The sequence below is a fragment of the Bradyrhizobium sp. HKCCYLS3013 genome (genome assembly GCF_051167615.1).
Classification (GTDB): Bacteria; Pseudomonadota; Alphaproteobacteria; order Rhizobiales; family Xanthobacteraceae; genus Bradyrhizobium.
This window is the reverse complement of sequence record NZ_JBNPTK010000031.1, coordinates 1-21,588: the sequence shown is the minus strand read 5'-3', so window position 1 is coordinate 21,588 and position 21,588 is coordinate 1. Positions and strand designations below refer to the sequence as shown.

17 protein-coding genes are annotated in these 21,588 nt (G+C 66.7%); 10 read left to right on the top strand and 7 right to left on the bottom strand.

Annotated elements, in window-relative coordinates; all coding sequences use genetic code 11:
* Nucleotides 1–137: 137 nt before the first annotated feature.
* From ACQR1F_RS31485 to ACQR1F_RS31475, 3 genes are all read right to left on the bottom strand, one after another.
* Entirely contained in the window at nt 138–1,283 is a 1,146-nt protein-coding gene (locus tag ACQR1F_RS31485; RefSeq protein WP_315803197.1) for a M48 family metallopeptidase, read from the bottom strand.
* Nucleotides 1,258–2,391, bottom strand: a complete 1,134-nt coding sequence (locus tag ACQR1F_RS31480; RefSeq protein WP_316177660.1) for a DUF898 family protein — start codon at nt 2,389–2,391, stop codon at nt 1,258–1,260. The genes ACQR1F_RS31485 and ACQR1F_RS31480 overlap by 26 nt, the downstream gene beginning before the upstream one ends.
* A 208-nt stretch (nt 2,392–2,599) precedes the next feature.
* Nucleotides 2,600–3,772 (bottom strand): isovaleryl-CoA dehydrogenase, encoded by a 1,173-nt coding sequence (locus ACQR1F_RS31475; protein ID WP_434914511.1) that lies wholly within the window; start codon nt 3,770–3,772, stop codon nt 2,600–2,602.
* 224 nt (nt 3,773–3,996) lie between these two features.
* On the opposite strand from ACQR1F_RS31475, the gene ACQR1F_RS31470 reads away from it, so the two are divergent.
* On the top strand, nt 3,997–5,292 hold the full coding sequence (locus ACQR1F_RS31470) for a cytochrome P450 (RefSeq protein ID WP_316216574.1): 1,296 nt from the start codon (nt 3,997–3,999) through the stop codon (nt 5,290–5,292).
* Between the two features lie 365 nt (nt 5,293–5,657).
* Nucleotides 5,658–6,929: a cytochrome P450 gene (locus tag ACQR1F_RS31465; RefSeq protein ID WP_434914510.1), complete on the top strand. Its 1,272-nt coding sequence runs from the start codon at nt 5,658–5,660 to the stop codon at nt 6,927–6,929.
* Between the two features lie 66 nt (nt 6,930–6,995).
* Here the strand turns inward: ACQR1F_RS31465 and ACQR1F_RS31460 are convergent, their stop codons facing one another.
* The gene (locus ACQR1F_RS31460) at nt 6,996–7,250 is read right to left on the bottom strand and encodes a hypothetical protein (protein ID WP_316238088.1); all 255 of its coding nucleotides are present in this window, start codon (nt 7,248–7,250) and stop codon (nt 6,996–6,998) included.
* A 191-nt stretch (nt 7,251–7,441) separates the two neighbouring features.
* Between ACQR1F_RS31460 and ACQR1F_RS31455 the strand changes: the two genes are divergently transcribed.
* The 7 genes from ACQR1F_RS31455 (at nt 7,442) to ACQR1F_RS31425 (ending at nt 15,887) form a co-directional block, all read left to right on the top strand.
* Entirely contained in the window at nt 7,442–7,987 is a 546-nt protein-coding gene (locus ACQR1F_RS31455) for a phosphonopyruvate decarboxylase (protein ID WP_434873308.1), read from the top strand.
* Nucleotides 7,987–8,568 (top strand): thiamine pyrophosphate-dependent enzyme, encoded by a 582-nt coding sequence (locus tag ACQR1F_RS31450; RefSeq protein WP_434914509.1) that lies wholly within the window; start codon nt 7,987–7,989, stop codon nt 8,566–8,568. The genes ACQR1F_RS31455 and ACQR1F_RS31450 overlap by 1 nt, the downstream gene beginning before the upstream one ends.
* Before the next feature lie 161 nt (nt 8,569–8,729).
* Nucleotides 8,730–9,896: an acyl-CoA dehydrogenase family protein gene (locus ACQR1F_RS31445; protein ID WP_316238091.1), complete on the top strand. Its 1,167-nt coding sequence runs from the start codon at nt 8,730–8,732 to the stop codon at nt 9,894–9,896.
* A gap of 170 nt (nt 9,897–10,066) precedes the next feature.
* Complete coding sequence (locus ACQR1F_RS31440; RefSeq protein WP_316177432.1) at nt 10,067–11,179, top strand: CaiB/BaiF CoA transferase family protein; 1,113 nt, start codon at nt 10,067–10,069, stop codon at nt 11,177–11,179.
* A gap of 2 nt (nt 11,180–11,181) precedes the next feature.
* On the top strand, nt 11,182–12,030 hold the full coding sequence (locus ACQR1F_RS31435) for an FAS1-like dehydratase domain-containing protein (RefSeq protein ID WP_434873311.1): 849 nt from the start codon (nt 11,182–11,184) through the stop codon (nt 12,028–12,030).
* 111 nt (nt 12,031–12,141) lie between these two features.
* The gene (gene mdlC, locus ACQR1F_RS31430; protein WP_434914508.1) at nt 12,142–13,764 is read left to right on the top strand and encodes a benzoylformate decarboxylase; all 1,623 of its coding nucleotides are present in this window, start codon (nt 12,142–12,144) and stop codon (nt 13,762–13,764) included.
* Between the two features lie 329 nt (nt 13,765–14,093).
* Nucleotides 14,094–15,887 (top strand): hypothetical protein, encoded by a 1,794-nt coding sequence (locus ACQR1F_RS31425; protein WP_434914507.1) that lies wholly within the window; start codon nt 14,094–14,096, stop codon nt 15,885–15,887.
* 399 nt (nt 15,888–16,286) lie between these two features.
* On the opposite strand, the gene ACQR1F_RS31420 is transcribed toward ACQR1F_RS31425, so the two are convergent.
* Both ACQR1F_RS31420 and ACQR1F_RS31415 read right to left on the bottom strand, forming a co-directional pair.
* Entirely contained in the window at nt 16,287–17,975 is a 1,689-nt protein-coding gene (locus ACQR1F_RS31420) for an outer membrane beta-barrel protein (RefSeq protein ID WP_434914506.1), read from the bottom strand.
* Between the two features lie 430 nt (nt 17,976–18,405).
* Entirely contained in the window at nt 18,406–19,203 is a 798-nt protein-coding gene (locus tag ACQR1F_RS31415) for an SDR family NAD(P)-dependent oxidoreductase (protein ID WP_315803184.1), read from the bottom strand.
* A gap of 85 nt (nt 19,204–19,288) precedes the next feature.
* Here ACQR1F_RS31415 and ACQR1F_RS31410 point away from each other — a divergent pair, with 85 nt between their 5' ends.
* Entirely contained in the window at nt 19,289–19,762 is a 474-nt protein-coding gene (locus ACQR1F_RS31410; RefSeq protein ID WP_315803183.1) for a MarR family winged helix-turn-helix transcriptional regulator, read from the top strand.
* A gap of 610 nt (nt 19,763–20,372) precedes the next feature.
* Here the strand turns inward: ACQR1F_RS31410 and ACQR1F_RS31405 are convergent.
* On the bottom strand, nt 20,373–21,530 hold the full coding sequence (locus tag ACQR1F_RS31405; protein WP_316216558.1) for an IS481 family transposase: 1,158 nt from the start codon (nt 21,528–21,530) through the stop codon (nt 20,373–20,375).
* Nucleotides 21,531–21,588 lie beyond the last annotated feature (58 nt).

Here is a 21,588-nt window from a genome sequence, read left to right as displayed (position 1 = left end):
GCCCTGCGATGAAGCACGCTGGGCGAGACCTTCTTCCAACAATCAAACTCGGTGGTTATGGATCCCGGCGTTCGCCGGGACGACACCGGTTTTGCCGAAACGGACCCGGCAACTCAGTAGCGGCGGCGGCAACTCCGCTACTTGCAAATCCCCTTCAACGCCCGCCATTCTTCCGCGCTCAGCAGCGGCGGGCCGCTCGGCGGCCGGTCTTCGGCGCGCATGCGGGCGAGACGGTCCTCGCTGAGCGGATGGCTGGCCCACAGCGACGGGCGCTTGCCGTCCTCCTTGCCGGTGATGCGGAACAGCAATTCGCCCATCGGGCGCGTCGGCCGTCCGAGCTTGTGCATCACCTCGATCGCGAAGCCGTCCGCGGCCGCCTCCGCCTCGCGCGAATAGGACGCGTTGATCATGGCCCGCGAGGCGAAGACCGCCGCGCCCGCACCGGTGACGTCGCCGAACAGCAGGCCGATCAGGAACGAGCTGCCGCCATTGTGGATCAGCTGCCGCAGGTTGTCGCGATGCTTGAGGTGGCCGAGCTCATGCGCCAGCACGCCGGCGACCTCGTCGGGGTCGTTGGCCTTGTCGAGCAGCCCCCTGAACAGGAAGAACCGCCCGCCCGGCAGCGCGAAGGCGTTGGGGATCGGCGTGTCCAGCACCTGCGACGCGATGCCGTCGTCGAGGCCGGCAGGGCGGCGCAGCGCCGTCACCAGCTTGGCGAAGGCGGCCTGCCCGGCCGCCTCGGTGCAGAGCTTGTCGCCGAACACGGTCTGGATCTGCACCACGGCGGCCTCGCCGAGATGCCGCTCCATGGTCGGCGGCACCAGCGGCGTCAGGCGGTCGGAGGCGAACGGAATCACCACCAGCACGACGGCGACGATGGAGGCCGCGGCCGCCAGCGACCAGCCGACGATGCGCGCGATGGCGCCGCGGGTCATCCTGTTCTGGTCGATGTGGCCGCAACGCGCGATCAGTTCGGCCGACAGCGCCGCGTCGCGGATCTCCAGCCGCGCCAGTGGCGACGCCGACAGGCAGCTCACGCGCAGCGTGCCGCTCGGCGCATCGACACGGCGGATGTCCTCATAGGGCCAGGAGACGAAATTGTCGGCGCTGCGCATCACCAGCTGATTGGCGAGGCCGATCGTGACCGTCTGCCGCCGGTTGGATAGTCCGTCGAAATAGACCGCGGGGCCGCCGAGCGGAGCAGCCGGCTCGACCGGCGTGGCGTTGGCTGGCGCAGCAGCGCCCGCCGGCCCGGGATCAGAATCCGGCGACGTCGAGTCCATCGGCAAACCCTTCGCCGAGCGCGCTGGCCAAATCGCCCTTGGCAGCGACATTGGCCATGGCCTCGATGCCATGCACGTGAACCGACTGCAGCACCTTCGCCCACATGTCGCGCACCAGATAGAGCCGCATCACGACGTTGAGCGCCAGGATCCAGGCGATGTAGCCCAATCCGACCAGCACCAGCATCGGCACATTGTCGGACAGCGCCTGCACCTGAGGCAGGCCGTCGCTTCCCGGCCCCAGCAGCTTGATCATCAGCGCGGCGACGCCGCTGAAATAGGCGCCGGAGGCGATCGACAGCAGGAACCACCAGCCGATCACCTTCCAGTAGAGACCGTAGAAGGCATTGTTCGGCAGGTCCGATTCCAGCCGCACGCCGCCGAAGCGAATGCCCGACAGCCACCATCGCCACTCGATCGCTTTGAACTGCGCATAGACGAATGGAAACAGCGGAAACAGCAGCAGTGCAAACGGCGCGACCAGCCACAGATACCAGGCGCGCTTGAAGAACTCCCAGCCGCGTCCCTCGAAATCGCCGCTGAGATCACCGTAATGCGAATGCCGCATCTTGTAGCGCTCGAGCGCGGCGGCGCGCCACGGCCAGGCCAGCCCCAGCGTGACCACCGCCAACAAAGTCCACAGCATGGCGCGGCCGGCATAGGCCCAGCCCGAACCCGTCATCCAGAACCGGATGCCGCGCCAGACCGTGCGCGTCAGCCGGTAGCGGCGCGCGCGGAAGATGGCGAACTGGCCGAAGGCGTAGAAGGCGATCACCAGCGGCACGCTGGCGAAGCCCTGGTAGCGCTCGGCCTCGACGCCGATGAGGAAATAGGCGAGATAGATCGGGACGAGGATCGCCATCGCGAACAGGAAGCCGATCAGGAGCTCCTTGCCGCGCCCGGTATATTCGGCGGCATCACCATCGACAGCCGTGTTGACCCAGAGATGCCGGCGGATGTCGGTCGCGAGCCAGAAGCGGTAGAAGCCCAGTGTGATCAGTTCGATGGCCGCCCCGCGGCTGACCAGCCGGAAGAACTCGCCACGCGCCCCCGAGAAGGTGGCGGTGAGAGGCGGAAGCGGCGGCGGCTGCTCCGGAACGTAACTCATCTGGTTCACGGCTCAGGCCTCCGACACACGCAAAAAGATCTACAATATGCCTCGATGGTTCGTCGCCGGGACGACTCCGAGGTTCGACGCATTTTCTACTTAAGTCGGCCGGAAAAAAACACCGGCCTGGGTGGGGATGATTAAAATATCTGCAACTGGCCGGTTGGCGAACGCATGTCCCGCATACGCCAACCGTTCGGTCGGCGCCTCAGGACGTCTTCTCGAACAATTCCCGCCCGATCAGCATGCGGCGGATCTCGCTGGTGCCGGCGCCGATCTCGTACAGCTTGGCATCGCGCAGCAGCCGCCCGGTCGCATAGTCGTTGATGTAGCCGTTGCCGCCGAGCAGCTGGATCGCGTCCAGCGCACATTGCGTCGCCTTCTCGGCGGCGAACAGAATGGCGCCCGCCGCGTCCTCGCGCGTGGTCTCGCCGCGATCGCAGGCCTTGGCCACTACATAGACATAGGCGCGCGCGGCGTTCATCGTCGTATACATGTCGGCCACCTTGCCCTGGACGAGCTGGAAAGTGCCGATCGGCTGGCCGAACTGCTTGCGCTCGTGCACATAGGGCAGCACCGTGTCCATGCAGGCCTGCATGATGCCGAGCGGACCCGCCGCGAGCACTGCGCGCTCGTAGTCGAGGCCCGACATCAGCACGTTGACGCCGCGGCCGACCTGCCCCAGCACGTTCTCCTCCGGCACCTCGCAATCCTCGAACACCAGCTCGCAGGTGTCGGAGCCGCGCATGCCGAGCTTGTCGAGCTTCTGCGCGGTCGAGAAGCCCTTCATGCCCTTCTCGATGATGAACGCGGTGATGCCGCGCGGGCCGCCTTGCGGATCGGTCTTGGCATAGACCACGAGCGTCTCCGCGACCGGACCGTTGGTGATCCACATCTTGTTGCCGTTGAGGACGAAGCGATCGCCTTTCTTTTCGGCGCGCGTCTTCATCGACACCACGTCGGAGCCGGCCTGCGGCTCGGACATCGCCAGCGAGCCGACATGCTCGCCCGAGATCAGCTTGGGCAGATATTTGCGCTTCTGCGCCTCGTTGCCGTTGCGGCGGATCTGGTTGACGCAGAGATTGGAGTGGGCGCCGTAGGACAGGCCGACCGAGGCCGAGGCACGCGAGATCTCCTCCATGGCGATGCAGTGCTCGAGATAGCCGAGGCCGGCGCCGCCATACTCCTCCTCGACCGTGATGCCGTGCAGGCCGAGCTCGCCGATCCGCGGCCAGAGGTCGCGTGGAAACTGGTTGGAGCGGTCGATCTCGGCGGCGCGCGGCGCGATCTGCTCCTGCGAAAAGCTCGCCACCGTCTCGCGGATCGCGTCCGCGGTCTCGCCGAGATCGAAATTGAACATGCGCTGCGCGTTGGCGATCATGGGGCGGCCTCCTGCTAGTCTTCTGCTTTGCAACAATAGCTCAAAGCCATATTCCGTGGCGTGGCGCTTGTCACGCCCGACGTCCGGCCGAACACCAGCCTTGCAACGCAAGACTTGACGGGTCAGCCCCCGTCAAACTCGGCGCTTGCCCCGCGCTCCCGGGCAGGATGTAATCGCGCCAAGCATCGCCGGACAGCGCGAATCCGGCCATCAGGGAGACGTCCATGCACGGGACCAGCACGACGGCCGAGGCACATCGTCACGCCGCGAAGGGCGAGCGCGTCATCGACGCTGCCGCCGGCCGCGCCGCATCGCTGCCGCTCGCCGAATTCGACCCCGGTCATCCGGAGTTATTCCGCACCGACACGCACTGGCCCTATTTCGACCGGCTGCGCCGTGAGGATCCGGTGCACTACTGCAAGGAATCGATGTTCGGCCCCTACTGGTCGATCACCCGCTACGACGACATCATGGAGATCGAGACCAATCACGCGGTGTTCTCCTCGGCGTCCGCGCTCGGCGGCATCACCATTCGCGACGTCGATCCGGATCTCCGCCGCGAGAGCTTCATCGCGATGGACCCGCCGCGCCACGCCGCGCAGCGCAAGACCGTGGCGCCGATGTTCACGCCGACGCATCTCGACGAGCTCGCGATCAACATCCGCAAGCGCTCCGCCGAATGTTTGGACAATTTGCCTGTCGGCGAGGTGTTCGACTGGGTCGATCGCGTCTCGATCGAGCTGACCACGCAGATGCTGGCGGTGCTGTTCGACTTCCCCTGGGAAGACCGCCGCAAGCTGACGCGCTGGTCGGATATCGCCACCACGATTCCCGGCCCCGACGGGCTGGTAGCGACCGAGGACGAGCGGCAGGCGGAGCTGATGGACTGCGCGCGCTATTTCGGTCGGCTTTGGCAGGAGCGCGCCAGCCAGCCGCCGAAGAGCGACCTGCTGTCGATGATGGCCCACAGCGAGGCGACGCGGAACATGGACCCGAAGAACTTCCTCGGCAACCTCGTGCTGCTGATCGTCGGCGGCAACGACACCACGCGCAACACCATGTCCGGCAGCATCTATGCGCTCAGTCAGAACCCTGATCAGTACCGCAAGCTCAAGGACAACCCTGCGCTGATCGACAGCTTCGTGCCCGAGGTCATCCGCTGGCAGACCCCGCTCGCCCACATGCGCCGCACCGCGCTGGAGGACATCGAGTTCCGCGGCAAGCAGATCAGGAAGGGCGACAAGGTGGTGATGTGGTACGTCTCGGGCAACCGCGACGAGGCCGCCATCGAGCGCCCCTACGACTTCATCATCGACCGCGCCCGTCCGCGACAGCATCTGTCGTTCGGCTTCGGCATCCACCGCTGCGTCGGCCTGCGACTGGCCGAGCTGCAACTCAAGATCATCTGGGAGGAGATCCTGAAACGCTTCGATCATATCGACGTGATGGACGAGCCCAAGCGCGTCTATTCCAGCTTCGTGAAGGGATATGAGACATTGCCGGTCACGATTGCGGCGTAAGTTGTATTTGAGGGCGAATCGATCGCGAATTCGGGGGCGGCAGGAATTGCTTCGTCGGGTGAGCATGCTTCACGAATTCAGGCCGAGGCCGCTCAGCACGCTGCGCGATACAGTGCCCTCTCCCCTAAGGCGAAGCGAAGCTTCGCCAGGGTGGGAGAGAGGGCATCACCGGCCCATCCGCGCACGCGGTCGGGTGAGGGGTATCTCCCCGCGAGCGACGCTCGTGGAGAGATACCCCTCACCCGACCGAATTCGCAGAACTGTCCTACATGCCCTCTCCCACAAGGGGAGAGGGCGCATTCATGAGCACCGCGCCTGCCGATCCTCAAGTGGCGCGGTGATGAGTTCAACAAAAGGACCACCCCATGACCGCTCAGGCCGCGCTTCGTTCCGACCATGCCGATCTGCTGCGCGAGGCGCGGCTGGAGGCCTACTCCACCCCGATCGAGGACTTCCATCCCGGCGCGCCCAGGCTGTTCCAGAGCGACACGATCTGGCCGTGGTTCGAGCGGCTGCGCAAGGAGGCGCCGGTGCACTACTGCACCAAGGCGCCGATCGAGCCCTATTGGTCGGTGACGCGCTATCACGACATCATGCATGTCGACACCAGCCACGCGCTCTTCTCCTCGGACGTCAGCAATGGCGGGATCATGATCCGCGACGTGCCGCCCGGCTACGAATGGCCGAGCTTCATCGCGATGGACGAGCCTCGCCATGGCGAGCAGCGCAAGACGGTGCAGCCGATGTTCACGCCGGAGCATCTCGACGAGATGGCGGTGCTGATCCGGCAGCGCTCGGCGAAGGTGCTGGATTCGTTGCCGCGCAACGAGACCTTCAACTGGGTCGAGAAGGTCTCGATCGAGCTGACGACGCAGATGCTGGCGACCCTGTTCGACTTCCCGTTCGAGGAGCGCCGCAAGCTGACGCGCTGGTCGGATGTCTCGACCGCGCTGCCCAAGAGCGGCATCGTCTCGTCGGAGGAGGAGCGCCGCCGCGAGCTCGCCGAATGCGCCGAGACCTTCGGCCGGATGTGGAAGCAACGCCAGGCCGAGCCCGGCCGCGACCTGATCTCGATGATGGCGCATAGCGAGGCGACGCGCCACATGACGCCGGACAATCTGATGGGCAATCTGATCCTGCTCATCGTCGGCGGCAACGACACCACCCGCAATACGATGACCGCCTCGGTGCTGGCGCTGAACGAGAACCCGGCCGAGTATCAGAAGCTGCGTGACAATCCGGCGCTGATCGAGACCATGGTGCCCGAGGTGATCCGCTGGCAGACGCCGCTCGCCCATATGCGGCGCACGGCGCTGGTCGATACCGAGCTCGGCGGGAAGACAATCAGGAAGGGTGATCGCGTCGTGATGTGGTACGTCTCGGGCAATCGCGACGAGGAGGTGATCGAGAACCCCGACGCCTTCATCATCGACCGCAAGCGGCCGCGCATCCACCTCTCCTTCGGCTTCGGCATCCACCGCTGCGTCGGCATGCGGCTGGCCGAGCTGCAACTGCGCATCGTCTGGCAGGAGATCCTCAAGCGCTTCGACCGAATCGAGGTCGTGGGCGAGCCGAAGCGGGTCTATTCCAGCTTCGTGCGAGGTTACGAGTCGCTGCCTGTGAGGATTCCGGGGTGAGGGCCACGCCTGAGGCCCCCCACCTGTTCGATCGCCCGTCGTCGCAACCCGGCGGCGCGATTCGAGTTAGAAGCCGCGACTGAAATTGCCGTCAGCCCGCCCAATCTCGAGCGCTTGGGCCTTCGATACCCGATCGCGACACATGATGTATTTCAGAACCTGCGCGTCGGTCCCGGCACGATGGGCACGCCACATGTCGAGGGAGAAGCCGTTCTTTGCCATGCAGGCTTGAGAGTGAGGACTGTCGTTGCGCTCTCTGGCGTTTGCAACGCTGGAAGCGAAGAGCGCGGTCGATACCAGGAAAAAACCAAGCAGTTTCATCAAATCATTCCCTTGAGATGTCATGTGAGATCAAACACGGGAACAATAGCCAGCACGATCGCAAGCACAAGCGTGGGGTTGCCCATAAAATCACGGGGAGACATGATGACCTCATGTGATGAGGCGCAACGCGTGCTTTGACCAGATCATTCCTCGCACCCTTTGCGGGTGCTCATTTACCGAAAGTCGTCATGGCAGTATCCGACCCGCCGACAACAGGCCCCGACTGGCCGCTTGCCATCTACGAGGCGCTGAAGGCCGCCGACGTCCGGCAACTCTGCTACGTCCCGGACGCCGGCCATTCCCGTCTGATCGGCCTTGCGCATGACGATCCCGCGATCGCCACCACGGTCCTGACCACCGAAGAGGAAGGCGTCGCGCTGTCCGCCGGCGCCTGGCTCGGCGGCCAGCGCGCGGTGCTGCTGATGCAATCGAGCGGCGTCGGCAATTGCGTCAACATGCTCTCGCTGCTTCAGAGCTGCCGCTTCCCGTTCCTCACTTTCGTGACCATGCGCGGCGAATGGGCCGAGTTCAATCCGTGGCAGGTGCCGATGGGAAAGGCCACGCAGGCCGCCTTCGAGATCATGGGCGTCACCGTGTTCCGGCTCGAGCATCCCGAGGACGCCGGCGAGATGGCGGCGGCCGCCGCCAAGCTTGCCTATGACAGCGATCAGCCGATCGCGGTGCTGATCTCCCAGCGCATGATCGGCGCCAAGAAGTGGACGGAGGTGAAGTGATGAGAGCACCGCTCGACCGCCGCACCGCCGTCAAGGCGCTGCTGCAGGACCGTGGCGACCTGCTGGTCGTCAGCGGCCTCGGTTCAGCGTCCTACGACGTGTTCGCCGCGGGCGATCACGACACCAACTTCTATCTCTGGGGCGCGATGGGCGGCGCAGCCATGATCGGCCTGGGTCTCGCCCTGGCGCAGCCATCGCGCCCGGTCGTCGTCATCACCGGTGACGGCGAGCAGTTGATGGGGCTCGGCAGCCTCGCGACATTGGCTGCGAAGAGGCCGCGCAATCTTGCGATCGTCGTGCTCGACAACGCCCATTTCGGCGAGACCGGGATGCAGATGAGCCATTCCGGGCTCGGCGCAAATCTCGAACTGATCGCGACCGGAGCCGGCTTTCCCTCGGTCAGCACCATCGAGGACAGCGCGGCGCTCGATGCCTTCCGGCCGAAGCTGCAAGATCTGTCCGGGCCGCATTTCGCCCGCGTCGCGATCTCGACCGATCACGTCGACCGCGCGCTGCCCGCACGCGACGGTGTCTTCCTCAAGAACCGTTTCCGCGGTCATCTCGGATTTCCCGTCAGCTAGAACGCAGCCGCAGGCCGCCTGCTCTGTCGCTCCGGCAAGGCTGCTCGGCTGCAACGCTGGCATTCCAAGCTTGCCAAGCGTGACCCGCTTGGTCATAGGCTATCAGGAACAAGTCCAGGGAGAGAGCCCAGGCCGCGTCACGGCGGCCCGCGGAGCAACACATGACAGACCAGCATCAGCACGACGATTACGCCGACATCCGCGACGCAGTGGCCAAGCTGTGCGCGCAGTTCCCCGGCGAATACTGGCGCAAGCTCGATCGCGAGATGGCCTATCCTTCCGCCTTCGTCGATGCGCTGACGCAGGCCGGCTATCTCTCCGTGCTGATCCCCGAGGAGTATGGCGGCGCCGGATTGAAGCTGTCGGCGGCGGCGGCGATCCTCGAGGAGATCCAGCGCGCCGGCTGCAATGGCGGCGGCTGTCATGCCCAGATGTACACGATGGGCACGGTGCTGCGGCACGGCTCGGCCGAGCAGAAGTCCAAATGGCTGCCCAAGGTCGCCAGCGGCGAATTGCGGCTGCAGGCGTTCGGCGTCACCGAGCCGACCTCGGGCACCGACACGACCTCGCTGAAGACGGTCGCGAAGCGCGACGGCGACAGCTACATCGTCAACGGCCAGAAGATCTGGACCAGCCGCGCCGAATATTCCGACCTGATGATCCTGCTCGCGCGCACCACGCCAAAGGACCAGGTGCAGAAGCGCACCGAGGGTCTCTCCGTCTTCATCGTCGACATGCGCGAGGCCAAGAAGGCCGGGCTCACCATCCGCCCGATCCGGACGATGATGAACCACGCCACCACGGAAGTCTTCTTCACCGACATGCGCGTGCCGGCGGAGAACCTGATCGGCGAGGAAGGCAAGGGCTTCCGCTACATCCTCTCCGGCATGAATGCCGAGCGCATCCTGATCGCGGCCGAATGCGTCGGCGACGCCAAATGGTTCATCGCCAAAGCCACCGCCTACGCCAAGGAGCGCGTCGTGTTCGGCCGCCCGATCGGCCAGAATCAAGGCATCCAGTTCCCGATCGCCAAGGCCTATGCGTCGATGCGGGCCGCCGAGCTGATGGTCAAGGAAGCCACCCGCAAATACGAGGCCGGGCAGGATTGCGGCGCCGAAGCCAACATGGCCAAGATGCTCGCGGCCGACGCCTCGTTCGAGGCGGCCAATGCCTGCATCCAGACCCATGGCGGCTTCGGCTTCGCCGAGGAATACGACGTCGAACGCAAGTTCCGCGAAACGCGGCTGTATCAGGTGGCGCCGATCTCGACCAACCTCATCCTCTCCTACGTCGCCGAGCACGTGCTCGGCATGCCGCGTTCGTACTGATATGCACGGTCGGAACAATCGCCCGCGGCCATCCTTCGAGACGCCCGCCTGCGGCGGGCTCCTCAGGATGAGGATCTTGTATGCGACGAAATCTTTAGCCCCTCATGGTGAGGAGCGCCGCCCTTGCGGCGCGTCTCGAACCATGAGGCCCCATTTCGTGAGTTCACGCCATGCTGCCGCTTGAGGGAATCACTGTCGTCGCCGTCGAGCAGGCGGTGGCCGCGCCGTTCTGCTCGTCGCGGCTGGCCGATGCCGGCGCTCATGTCATCAAGATCGAGCGGCCCGAGGGCGATTTCGCCCGTGGCTATGACGCCGCCGCCAAGGGGCAGAGCAGCTACTTCGTCTGGCTCAACCGCGGCAAGGATTCGCGCGTCGTCGATCTCGCCAAGCCGGAAGGCCGCGCCGAGCTCGAGAAGCTGATCGCCGGCGCCGACGTGCTGCTGCAGAACCTCAAGCCCGGCTCGATGGACAGAATGGGCTTCGCCCGCGAGCGGCTGCGCAAGGACTATCCGAAGCTGATCTGCTGCACCATCACCGGTTACGGCGACACCGGTCCCTACGCCGACCGCAAGGCCTATGACCTGCTGATCCAGGCCGAGAGCGGGCTCGCCTCGATCACCGGCGGGCCGGATGGTCCGTCGCGCGTCGGCATGTCGATCGTCGACGTCGCCACCGGCGCGACGGCGCATGCCGCGATCCTGGAGGCGCTGATCAAGCGCGGCCGCACCGGCGACGGCGCCGATATCAGGATCTCGATGTTCGACGTGATGGCCGACTGGCTCACGGTGCCGCTGCTCAACGCGGAAGCCGGCAATGCGCCGAAGCGCATCGGCCTCGCCCATCCCTCGATCGCGCCCTATGGCGTGTTCACCTCGAAGGACGGCAAGGACATCCTGATCTCGATCCAGAGCGAGCGCGAGTGGAAGACGCTGTGTGCCAAGGTGCTGGACCAGCCTGCCCTGCCCGACGATCCGCGCTTCGCCAACATGGTCGCGCGCGTGCGCAATCGCAGCGTCACCGACGGCATCGTCGCCGAGCGCTTCGCGGCGCTGTCGCGCGATGAGCTGCTGGGCAAGCTCGCGAGCGCCGACATCGCCTTTGCCGAGGTCAACAGCATGTCGGATCTCGCGGTCCACCCGCATCTGCGGCGGATCGAGGTCGACACGCCAAACGGCGTCGTCAGCTATCCCGCACCGGCGGCGATCGTGGTCGGCGACGACAGGCGTTACGGCGCCGTGCCCGCGATCGGCGAGGCCGCCTCGCCCCATCAGCGAAAGGGATGATCATGACGGACACGCTCGATCTCGATCACCTCCGGCAATGGATCGGCCGCAGCGCCGAGGCGACCGACCTCGTCACCCCGCAGCTCACCAAGGGCCTGCGCGCGACGCTGTTCCTGGACATCGGCGAACCGACGACCGGCGACATCGCGCCCTACACAGTGCACTGGTGTTTGGGCCAACCGGTGTTTCCGCACGATCAGCTCGGCCCCGACGGCCATCCGACGCGCGGCGGCTTCCTGCCGCCGGTGCCGCTGCCACGGCGGATGTGGGCCGGCGGCGAGGTGCAGTTCGTCGATCCCCTGCGCGTCGGCGATGTCGCGACGCGTGTTTCGACGATCACCGACGTCACCCTGAAGAGCGGCTCGACCGGCCAGCTCTGCTTCGTGTCGGTGGAACATGTCGTATCGACGTCGCGCGGGGTCGCGATCCGCGAGCGCCAGGACATCGTCTATCGCGACATGGGCGGCGCGCCGGCTGCGCCGGCAAAAGCGCCGCCGCCTCCGCCGGTCGCGCAGCACAGCGAGACGCGCGTGTCCGATGCGGTGCTGCTGTTTCGCTATTCCGCGCTGACCTTCAACGGCCACCGCATCCACTACGACCGCGACTACGTCACCAGGGTCGAGGGTTATCCGGGGCTGATCTTTCACGGCCCGCTGCAGGCCGCGCTGCTGGTCGAGTTCGCCGCCAGGCTGAAGGGCAAGCCGCCGGCCAGGTTCACCTACCGCGGCGTGCAGCCGTTGTTCGAAGGCAGCGAGTTCTCGGTCAACGCCAACGACAAAGATGGCGGCCTCGAGCTGTGGACGGCCAACGCCGAGCGGCAGCCGACCATGAAGGGCACCGCGACGTGGTGAGATAGGCTATCGTCATTGCGAGCGAAGCGAAGCAATCCAGGGCCGCACCCGGGACTCTGGATTGCTTCGTCGCTTCGCTCCTCGCAATGACGGCAACTCGAGGAAACGCCTTTGGCAAGAACAACCAAAACAACAACCAAGCCCGTGACCGTCAAGCAGGCCACCTTCGCGCTGCTGCGCGCCTTCGGCATCAAGAAGGTGTTCGGCAATCCCGGCTCGACCGAGCTGCCGTTCCTCAGCGACTGGCCCGAGGACATCGACTACGTGCTCGGCCTGCAGGAGGCGAGCGTGGTCGGCATGGCCGATGGCTACGCGCAGGCGACGCGCAATGCCGGCTTCGTCAATCTGCATTCGGCGGCCGGCGTCGGCAACGCGCTCGGCAACATCTACACCGCGCACCGCAACCAGACGCCGCTCGTCATCACCGCCGGCCAGCAGGCGCGCTCGATCCTGCCGCTGCAGGCGTTCCTCTATGCCGAGCGCCCGTCCGAATTCCCGCGGCCCTACGTCAAGTACAGCGTCGAGCCGGCGCGGCCCGAGGATGTGCCGGGCGCGATCGCCCGCGCCTATTACACCGCGATGCAGCCGCCCTGCGGGCCGACCTTCGTCTCGATCCCGATCGACGACTGGATGCATCCGGCGCAGCCGGTCGCGGCGCGCAAGGTCAGCCGCGAGCTCGGCCCCGATCGCGCCGCGATGGACGAACTGGTGGGCGCGCTCGCCGCGGCGAAGAACCCGGCGCTCGTGGTCGGCCCCGGCATCGATCGCGCCGGCTGCGTCGATCTGGTGGTCGCGGTCGCCGAGAAGGCCAGGGCCGCAGTCTGGGTCAGCCCGTTCTCGGCGCGCTGCGCGTTCCCCGAGCGCCATCCGCAGTTCCAGGGCTTCCTGCACGCCTCGCCCGGTCAATTGTCCGACGCCCTGAAGCCGCACGACCTCGTCGTCGTGATCGGCGCGCCGGTGTTCACCTTCCATGTCGAGGGCCATGCCGCGATTTTCGACGGCGCCGCCACGCTCTATCAGATCACCGACGATGCCGAGGGCGCGGCCGTGCCGCCGATCGGCACCAGCATCATCGCGACGATGCGCCCCGCATTGTCGCTGCTGCTGGAGCTGCTGCCGGAGACCAGGCGCACCGCGCCGAAGGGCCGCGTGCTGCCCGACGCGCCAAGGCCATCTGATCCGATCCCGGTCGACTATCTCCTGCATACGCTGGCGCAGGCGCTTCCGGCGGGCAGCGCCGTGGTCGAGGAGATTCCCTCGCACCGGCCGGTGATGCACAAGTACATGCCGATGCCGGGCGCGGATTCGTTCTACACGATGGCGAGCGGCGGGCTCGGCTACAGCCTGCCGGCGGCGGTCGGCATGGCGCTGGGCCGTAGCACCGGCCGCACGGTGTGCCTGATCGGCGACGGCTCGGCGATGTATTCGCTGCAGGCGCTGTGGACATCAGCGCAGCGCCGGCTGCCGCTGACGGTCGTGGTCATCAACAATTCCGGCTATGGCGCGATGCGCTCGTTCAGCCAGGTCATGCAGGTGCGCAACGTGCCCGGGCTCGAGCTGCCCGGCCTCGACTTCGTCAAGCTCGCCGAGGGCATGGGCTGCGACGCGGTGCGCGTGAGCCATGCCGCCGAGCTCGAAAGTGCGCTGGCGCGAGGCCTCTCCCATGCCGGCACGAGCCTCATCGAGGTGATGGTCGACGCCGCGGTGCCGCTGCTCTACGCCCAGAAGGGCTGAGCCCGCGTTCGTACAGCGGACGTTCTGTCAACCACGCCATATGCGACAATGCGTCGCATCTTCAATGGCGGCAGCATGGCTCGCCGCGAAATGCTCATCGGCCCGCCGCAACCGTGCAACCGGCGGTGTCGAGCGCAACCAATTGTTTCCAAAGCTTTCTGCTCCCCCGCGCCATCTCGCCGCGGCCGGCTTGCCGCAAACATCGCGAAATCCTGCCGTCAGCTTGCAGGCAGACGCCTTGCTGCTTGCAAGGTCCGACCATTCTGCAAGCCAAAATCATTTTCAAAAGGTTCCATCATCCAATCCAGCGTACCAAGGGAGTTGAGCTGATGGCGGATAAGAAGAATCTTCAAACCGCGGCGTCGAGGACCGATCTCTATCGCCATGTCAGCGTGCTGGCCCTGATGTCCGCTCTGGCGGTGACGGCGCTGCCGCATCAGGCCCATGCGCAGGCGATGACCACCGCCCTTGCCACATCGGCCACCACCAACGCCGCCGCGAAGGCGGCGCAGGATGCGGCGGCAAAGGCCGCGGCCCAGGCAGCCGCCAAGGCTGCCCAGGATGCCGCTGCCAAGGCCGCGGCCGCTGCCGCCGCCAAGGCCGCGCAGCAGGCCGCCGCCAAGGCTGCGCAGCAGGCTGCTGCGAAGGCGGCGGCCGACGCGGCTGCGAAGGCTGCAGCCAACGCCGCTGCGAAGGCCGCGGCCAGCGCCGCCGCCAAGGCTGCGACCGCCGCTGCGGCGACCGCGGCGAGCAGTGCCGCCAAGACTGCGGCTGCAACGACGACGGCCGCGGCCATGACGACCAGCACCACCGCCAAGCCGGTTGCTGCCACCACCACTTCGGCTGCGACGACCAGCACGGCCGCCAAGCCTGTCGCCGCCGCCAGCACCGCTGCCAAGCCCGCTGCTGCCGCCACCGCGGCAACGACGACGACCGGCACGGCCAAGACCGCCGCCGCGACCACCACGAGCACGACCACCACCGCCGCCAAGCCGGCCGCGGCGGCCACGACCACTGTCGCGCTCGCCAAGGCCACCGCGGCGCCGGCAGCCACAGCGACGCCGGCCAAGGCGGCCGCTGCAGCGTCGAGCAGCACCGATGCCGTCGCCAAGGCCAATGCCGCCGCCGCAGCAGCGGCGCAGACCGCGGCCGCCGCCGAGGCGCAGGTCGCTGCCGACCGCAAGGCGATCGACGTCGCCCGTCAGGCCGAGCAGAACGCGAAGGGCGCCGCGATCGAGGCGCAGGAACAGGCTGAAAAGAACCCGACAGCCGCCAACCAGGCCGCGGCCACCGCGAACGCCGCGAAGCTGAGCGCGGCCTCGGCCGCGCTGCAGGCCGCGTTCCAGAAGCTCGACAAGGACATCGACGTCTCCAACGAGGCCAAGGAAGCCGCCAACGCCGCCAAGGACACCGCGCGCGAGACGGCCGAGGCCGCCGGCAAGGCGGCCCAGCAGGCCGGCCAGGCGGCCGGCAACGCCAACAATGGCGGCAATGCCAACAATGGCGGAGCGGCGGCCGGCAACGGCGGCAACAACAACAATAACAACAACCAGCAGAACCAGGCGGCCCAGGAAGCCGCCGAGCAGGCTGCGCTGCAGGCGGCGTTGAAGACCGGCGAGCAGGCACGCGCGGTGGCCCAGCAGAAGACCCAGGCCGCGCAGGCGGCCGCGACCCAGAACCAGAAGACGGTCGAGGCTGCGCTGAACCAGAAGATCGGCACGATCGATGCGACCGTCGAAGCGGCCGAGCAGAAGGTGAACGCCGACCGGCAGGCCCTGGAGCAGGCGCGCCAGGCTGCGCAACAGGCCAAGCAGGACGCACAGGAGGCCGCCGAGGTCCTCGAGCGCGCCAACAATGCGGCCAACCAGGCTGCGCTGGCGGCCGCCCAGGCCAAGGCGCAGACCACCGCCAACGCCTTCAACCAGGCCAACGCGACGCTGAACGCCGACAACCAGGCCCTGACCCAGGCCCGCGAGACCGGCGAGCAGCAGGAGCAGGCGCTGCGGGCCACGGCTCAGCAGCAGATCCAGGCCGGCTACACCGCCGCCCAGCAGGCCACCCAGGCCGCCTGGGCCGAGGCGCAGCAGATCGGCAACGCCGCGCTGGCCGCGCTCGAACAGTAAGACCGCTCCGCGCCGCCGCCCGGGTTACGCCGGGCGGCGCGGACACCGATAACGATAACAAGACCATCACCAGCCGCATGCCGAACCGACCGGGGATGGCGCACGCGTCGGCGACCTGACCTCATCCCGCCGCGTGAGACTCCCCGGTCACCCCACCCGTCAGGCATGCATTGCCTCGAGGCCCCGTCCCCTGCGGGGCCTTTCTTTTTTTGCGCGAGACGGGCCAGCCCGCCCTCGACGGCGATGCAGACCGCGCGCATCGGCCACAAATCCGGTCGGACAGACGTCGCCGCGTCGGATGCGCGGGTTCGCGTTCGTGCCCTCGCTGTCGCGCGGCTCGCGCGGAACGACGGGCCGAGGTGCACGCGGCGACTGTCGTCCACCCGCCCTGTTGCCAGCTCAATATTGGAATCGCACGCCGACGACGCCGACCACCGCCATGAAGTTGTTCAGCGCGATGTTGGAGCGGGTCCATTCGGTGCGGACCTCGCTCTTGAGCTGAACATTGCGGTTCATCTTGTAGGTGCCGCCCGCGGCAACGAACATGCGCTGGTCGACGCGGCCGATGCCGACGAACTGATCCTGGCCGTAGCCGCCGCGCAGCGTTCCGATCAGCCACGGCTCGAACTGATGATCCATCTGCAGGATCACGTCGCGCGACAGGATGCCCGAGACGTTCATCGCCGGCGTCTCGGAGGCCTGCGAGCGCGCCACCAGCACGAAGGTGGTGGCGTCGGTCGCGGCCCAGGCGAGCGTCGCATCCGCGATCACGCCGTTGATGTTCGGCATCAGCGGCGAGTCCATGCGGCGCGTGAGATAGCCGACCGAGGCTTCGCCGGTCAGCGTTCCCACGTTGACGACGGCGCCGCCGCGCGCGGTGATGCCGCTGGAATCGCGGCGCTGGCCGTTGAAGTCGACCTGCAGATCGTGGTTGCGCCGATCGAAACTCATGTCGACAAACGGCGAGATGTTCGGCGTCAGCGCATAGGTGATGCGGACCTGCGCGCCCGGCTGGGTGTAGTTGCGGTCCTGCGTCCGCAGCGGCACGTTGGCTAAGATCAGCGCGTCGTTGAACACGACGCGGTCGGCCGATCCCTTGAATGCGATCTCGGCGGGACCGATCTTCTGCAGCACGCCGGCGCTGCCGCCGAACGTCGTGGCGCGGGGCAGCTTGAGCGCGCCCGGCAGCGCCAATGCATCGTTGACGAAACGCGCCTCGCCGGTGATCGCGGTGCCCTCGGTGACGTCATAGCGCCCTTGCGCCCGCGCCTCGAAGGTCGGATGGCTGAGCGAACGGACGTTGGTGTCCTCGGTGTAGGCGCCGCGGAAATCGGCGTTGAGCTGATGCCGCTCCCATTGCGAGCGGACCGCGACCTCCGTCGCCACGATGGCGACCGGTGAACCCTGCCCGCCGTTTCGCCGGGTCGGATTGGTGTCGTAGCCGGCCTGGATCTCGACGGCGGGCTTCACCAGGAACGACCCGACCGTCACACCCGTCGGATCGTAGGGCTTCGCATCGGCGGTCACCGGTTGCGGTTTCACCGTGTTCAGATTGCGATCGGGAAGAACGTCGCGGTTGCGCAGCACGGCCGCGGGCTGGGCGGCTGCCACGGTCTCGTCCGGCTTGGCCGGCGGCGCCTCGGCGGCTGGCTTTGCTGCGATCTGCCGTGCGGCGGGTTGCGGCGCGGCGCGTTGAGCGTCTCCCGCCGGCTCGGCCGTGGCGACGCGCGCGCCACGGGCGGGCTGAAACGCGGCGAATCCGAAGCTGCCGACCGCCGCGTCGCGCTTGCCCGGCGCGGCCAGCGACGGCGCACCGGCCTCGCGCACCGGACGCAGCAATGCGCTGACGCCACGCGGGTCCTGGCGCATCATCAGCGTCCGGCTGTCGTTGGTGATCCGCGGAACGTTGTAGTAGATGCTGCGCGCCGTCACGTGACGGAAGAACAGCCGGTCGGCGCGTCCCGGAACGACGTCCGTCGGCTTGGCCTTGATGGTCTGCTGCGCGGACGCGCCGTCCACCACCATCACGGTCAACAGCAGCACCTCGACGAGCGCGAGCGTGACCCCGCGGTGGGATCGCGTCACCATGAGCCGCTTGGTCCGCACCGCGAACGCGCCGGTCTTGTGTGGTGAATGAGCCTGCAAAGCAATGCCGGGGTATGCCAATATCACGCGACGACGTCAGGTCAGGGCGCCGTCGCAATGAATACGCAGCGCATGCACGCGACGAGCTCCCCTTGCCTGGCAGATAGCCGGAAAACGTCGGCGGAAGTTTTGCCGAGCCGGGATGATTTCAGGCGAGATTGAGAGCTGTTCGCAATGAGTCGCCGCGAAGCCGCGCAGCGGTGTCTTGGCGTTCGGAGACCAAACTAATTAGTTGAAACGAAGACGATCGCTGCGCGGAAGCCGGCGAAATTCGGACCTCGGCATGATCCTCTTTCGACGACAATCAAGGGTCCGAGACGGCTGCGGCGATCGCGGGCGCTGCGTCGTCGGCGACGGCCGACGCCTCTCGGATTCAGGACGCGAGGAAGCCGCCATCGGCCGCCAGGACGTGGCCGACGACATAGGACGACGCGTCCGACAATAGCCACAGCACGGCCTCGGCGATGTCCTCGGGCTGCCCCATCCGCCGCAGCGGCAGGCCGGCGGCGACGGTCGCGATGTCGCCGACACCGGCGCGCAGCATCATGTCGGTGACGACGCGTCCGGGCGCGATCGCGTTGATCCGGACGCCGCGCGGCGCCGCCTCCATCGCGGCCGATCGCGTCAGCGAAATCACGGCGGCCTTCGACGCCGAATAGAGCGCAAGCCCCGCATTCGGATTGCGCACGCCGCTCACGGAGGCGTTGATCACGATGCGGCCGCGGCCCTGCGCATACATGACCGGCAACTGCGCGCGCAGGCACAGGAACACCGAGCGCACATTGGCGTCGAACACGTCCGCATAGACGCCGTCGCCCTGCTGCTCGATCGGCGCCCGGCGCTCCTGGAATCCGGCATTGTTGAACGCCGCATCCAGCCGGCCATAGCGATCCAGCACGGCCTGCACGAGGTTCGCGACGTCGTCCTCGCGCGTGACGTCGGCCTTCACCGCGAGCGCCTCGGCCCCGAGCGCCCGGCATCGTGCCGCCGTATCGGCCAGCTCGGCCTCGCGCCGTCCGGCGACGACGACTGCCTCTGCGCCGCCGGCGGCGAGCTTCAAGGCGGCGGCCCGGCCGATGCCGGAGCCGCCCCCGGTGACGAGGCAGACCTGCCCCTGCATCCGCGACGCCGCGGGCGCGCTTGCCCCGGCCGTGAGCTGCGTATCACTCATCTCCGACCCTCCGCTGTACGGCGTCGTCGATGCCACGTTGCATCGTCTATTTGTTGTATGATACAACTATATGGCAGGAGTCAAGATGCCCGACCCGGATCTTACGCTCGTCGACGACATCCGCGCCGCCGCGCGCCTGATGGTGCGCGAGCTCGGCTTCATGGAAGCGACGCTGGCCGCCACCGACCTTCCGCCGTCGGCGGTTCACACCATCCTGGAGATCGGCCTGCGCGGCCCGCTGACGGCGATGCAGCTCGGCACGATCCTGCATCTGGAGAAATCCAGCATCAGCCGCATGGTCCGCAAGCTGATCGACAGCGGCGAGTTGCAGGAGACGATCGATGCCGGCGACGCCCGCATCAAGCCGCTCTGCCTCACAACCAAGGGACGGAAAACGCTGGCGGCGCTGCACGCCTTCGGCCGCCAGCAGGTTCGCGGCGCCCTGTCGTCGCTGTCGAAAGCCGAGCAGCGCACGGTGCGCGAGGGCCTGTTGCTGTACGCCCGCGCGCTCGAAGCTTGGCGCGCGGCAGAGCAGGACATGCAGCCGTCGGAGCCATGAGTGCGCCCGACGGGCAGATTGCGCATGCGCGTCATGACGAAACTGCCCGTCGTGTTGAAATGCCGCAGCACGTGGCCTTGCACCGTCGGGCAAATCAGGACGATGTTTCCGCGCATCCCGCCTCACACGAAGGGGCGTTGCGCGCGATCGTCACGACACGCGAGGCGGGGAGCGATGGCCGCGAGATGTCGCAGCGTGCTTGCGCGCGGACGAACGGCAACTTGCGGACGTGAAGTCGCAGGGTCCTGATACCCCGACGCTGGTATCACCCGCGCAATGCGCAAGCATTGTCGCGGCATGGTGGCCAACAAGCCCGGCGCACCAGGGAGACTGCGTATAAGCGTTAAAGACCGTCGCGCAGGGAATGCCGGAGTGTTCGGCTTTGCCTGTGGTACCTGCCGCCTGCATTTTTTTCTGCAGGCGGGCCATGGGTGAGGCCCTCACCCGGCATTCCCTGCGCCCTTCGTCTGTTCGGAGGGAGCCAAATGACCGTACAACTCGGACGCCCAAGGTCGCGAGAACGCGAGGTCATGTCATGAGCCGTGCGGATATGGACGCAGGACCTGCCACGCCGTCATTGCGAGCGAAGTGTTTAGCCCGGAGACATAGCTTACACCTGTTCGGGGACATGGTTGACACTTTTGGGGTCACGCAAATCGATCGCTGCGATCTGATGAGCGGCAAAGAAAACTCCGAATTTTCCGTCTTGTCTGAGTGGACGAATAGCGAGTCGCTCACCGCGAAAGGCTTGAGGGACTTTCCAGAGCCGTCCCTCGAAACTGACATAGGCCTTCGTGCTCGACACGGAACGGACGATCTCCCCCTCGTCGTAGTCCACCGTCGGAAGGCGATCCGGCATGGTGCGTTGGCTGGGCCGATAGCGGCTTGCCGGCACATTGAAGTCGAGAGCCTCATGGGGGCGGTCGAGATTGTAGACGGCTCGCCATTCGTCGAGTGCCCGCTGGACATCGGGAAGGTCCCTGTAACGCTTGAAGGCAAAGACCTCGGCCTTCAGGCTGCGGTGGAAGCGTTCGTTCTTGCCGCGGCTCTGGGGATGATAGGGCCGGCTATGGATCGTTCGAACGCCGAGCTTCAGCAGCCAGACCGTCAACGCGGTCCAGGGGTCTTCGAGAGTAAAGCCCCAGGGGCCACCGTTGTCGACGAACATCGCATCCGGCAGTCCATAGCGGCGGAACGTCGTCTCCAAATGTCCTTTGACCGTAGAGCCGCGCTCATTGTCGCAGGCCGCCAGGCACAAGGAAAAGCGCGAGTGATCGTCCAGCGCGGTGAGCGGATGACAAGACACACCGTTCTCCAGCGCACTGTGTCCCTTGAAGTCCATCTGCCACAGCTGATTGGGCGCATCCTTCTCGAACCGCGTGTAGGGCTGCCCGGGCGTGCCGCCAGGCTCCGTCACCCGATCGTAGCGGCGCAGGATGTTATGCACGGTGGAGATCGCCGGGACAGCTTGCCCATCGCGATCGAGACGATGCGCGAGCTTGCGCGCGCCCCAGGCCGGGTGAGCATCGCGCAACGCGACAATCTGCTGCTCAGTCGCAGCTGCGGTGCGCTCCGGACTTCGATGCGGCCGCCGCGACCGGTCCGCCAGCGTCGTATCGCCGGCGTCAGACCGCTCGATCCATTTGTAGCCGGTCTGGGGGCTGATGCCGAACCGCCGACACAGCTGCCGCCGGTTGGCTCCCTCCTGCTTGGCAAGCATCACAAACTCTCGTCGCTGGTCCATGACAGACACCTCTCGCCACGGCATCGCTCGCCCCTTTGCTTGACGAATCGAGCCAATTTTGAGGTGTCAACCATGTCTCCGA